Here is a 2374-nt window from a genome sequence, read left to right on the forward strand (position 1 = left end):
AGATCCATCGTGTAAGGCTGCCCTTCTAGGTACACTGTTAGTTGATCACCATGAAGCAGATATTCCCGGATTTTTGGCAGGTCAAAGACTACTAAATCGTAGTTCTTTATCGAAAAGGGAATTTTCACGTTGACCGCTCTTTCATCAACAATTCTCATCTCTGTCAGATCCCCAAAGTGGACAAGAGCCTTCTCGCTAACGGATCTGTTAGACATCTGTTCACCTCCACTATTGGAGGCTGAAGCACTCACTACCGGCACCAAAACCACGCTCACCAGCATTACCGCCAGGAGCATGGAGAATGCCCGCAGTCCAGTTTTTCCTTTCATGTAACCTACCTCCATAACATTCTAGCCCAGAGGCAGGAGAGGCACATGTTTAAGTACGCAGAACGCTTACGTTCCCTTTGCCTCCGGGCTTGCGGGGCGCGTCATCCGGGGCGTCAACCGGGGATGGGCGACCCCCGCACACAAATGGGTACCGCACGCGGCACCCAATCCGATTCTGTGTCATGAGACCATATAAAACCGGCAGCCATCGTCCGTTTTTTTCCGAATTCATCTTAAACCCTCTCATTGTGGGGCGATCGCACGGCAGTGTGCCCCCGTCCCCGCCAGGGGGTGTGCCCGAAAGGATGCACTCACCCGATCTCTGGAGAACCGGTTCGGAACAGAAAAACCCAAACCTTTTCTTCGCTGAGGGGGGAGAATGGTACCTCCCGAGATTTTCCCCCAGTCGGCCTCTAAGGCCGGATAATAGCGGGATAGGGTGGCCCGAGGCCAGGCGGTGACGCCCAGACTGATGTTGTGGTTCAGTTCACTTCCTCCGACTTGCCTCCCCCGTGGAAAGAGGCGATGCATATCGAGCACGGGCGACGGGGACTCCCCTTCAGGGCCATGTCGTCAGGACCACGTAATACGCACCCTCGTACTCCATGAGCGGGTACAGCCCCCTCCCCTCTCGGGGACCGTAGGCATCATGGAGCGCCTTGCTCTCCGTGTACGAGACCTTAGTTCCCCCGATGACACGTTGATCCCGGTAGCCCCACTCCCACGCCGAGGGGTTCCGCTCCTCACCCCGGATGACTGCGGCGAGTTCGGGGTGCTGTTCGAAGTCCTGCTCAGTCAGGGGAACGATCACGCTCCCCCCCGGCTCCGCTCTCTCCATAACGTAGAACATCGGCTGTTCCCCAGAACTCTCGTGAGCGTAAATGATGAGGGCGTCGGCGAGCATGAGGCCGAGCGCGATGGCGATGACGCCGGCAAGACCACAGGCGACGACGAGGGCCGCCGTTTTGAGCCGGTTTCTTGATTTCGGATTTTTATCTTCTTCCATTCCAATAGCACCTGTTTTGACCCGATTTTAGGGGATCAGGATGAGAAAGTAGTAATACGCACCCTCGTATTCGATGTACGGCTGGTTTCTCGCCTCGACATCGGGACCAAACGACTCGATAAGTACTTCCCGTTCTAGGTATGTCACCGGAGCGCTCCCAATCGTTCGCTCGTCGAGGACACCGTACGGTGTGTCTCCCGAATACCAGGGTCCGGGACCCCGGTTGTCGCCCCGGATTGCGGAGTCGAGCGCCGGGTGCTGCTCGAAGTCTTTCTCGGTCAGGTGGATGATCGATGCATTTTCCGGCGGCAGTTCGCCCCTGATCTCCCAGACGTCCAATCTCGGGGATCCACCGCTTGCTTCGAGCCAGTTGAAGAGGGCGGTGCACATGAGCACAACCATCGCAACGAGGAGGATGACGCCGATGAACGCCAGAACCCCCTCGATAACCAAACGTCTGTCATGTTTCGATTTCATGTGACCTCCTTTATCCCTTTCGCCCGATCCTGCCAGAAAGAGAACGCCCCGGATCCTTCCGGCGGCCCCCATTCTTCTTTTCTGACACATGCTGCCCGGGGTTTCTGTACCACCAAACCACCCGGTAACAATTTAAAAAGGTGGTAGGGGTGAGACTCGCATCGGCTCCCATCAGGAGTGATAGTTCGCAACTGTCCATTTCGTCTCCCGGATTCTCCTTGCGTTGTCGTGATCGGCATCCCCGTGGTAGTCGTCCGATGAAAATTCAGTGGTACTCATCAACTCATTGAAGTAACTGTATGTCACGGTATTCTTGAGGTTGAGGGGAGGAGAAAACGGTTGATACCACTGGTAGGCCCTACGGTAAGACGGGATCGTCCGGTTTTCATCCAGCTCCTGGTGACCAGCATCAAAGAGGTGCCCCAGTTCATGGATGCTCACGCACCTGCGGCCGTGTGTGGTACCCAGGTACAAGATGTCGTCAGGGACCATCTGAGCCCAGGCATGCCGATGATGATATGGGTAGTAGCCGTAAGTAGCCCCCTGTGCAGAACCGTCTGCA

2 protein-coding genes and 2 pseudogenes are annotated in these 2374 nt (G+C 56.1%); all 4 read right to left on the reverse strand.

What is annotated here, in order from left to right; genetic code table 11:
* Positions 1–329: pseudogene (locus EI28_RS11970) on the reverse strand (hypothetical protein); the annotation flags it as partial.
* A gap of 559 nt (positions 330–888) precedes the next feature.
* Positions 889–1335, reverse strand: a complete 447-nt coding sequence (locus EI28_RS11975) for a hypothetical protein (RefSeq protein ID WP_011842993.1) — start codon at positions 1333–1335, stop codon at positions 889–891.
* A 27-nt stretch (positions 1336–1362) separates the two neighbouring features.
* The gene (locus EI28_RS11980; RefSeq protein WP_048115122.1) at positions 1363–1812 is read right to left on the reverse strand and encodes a hypothetical protein; all 450 of its coding nucleotides are present in this window, start codon (positions 1810–1812) and stop codon (positions 1363–1365) included.
* Between the two features lie 171 nt (positions 1813–1983).
* Positions 1984–2374: pseudogene (locus EI28_RS11985) on the reverse strand (hypothetical protein); the annotation flags it as partial.

The sequence above is a fragment of the Methanoculleus sp. MH98A genome, assembly GCF_000691865.1.
Taxonomy (GTDB): Archaea; Halobacteriota; Methanomicrobia; order Methanomicrobiales; family Methanoculleaceae; genus Methanoculleus.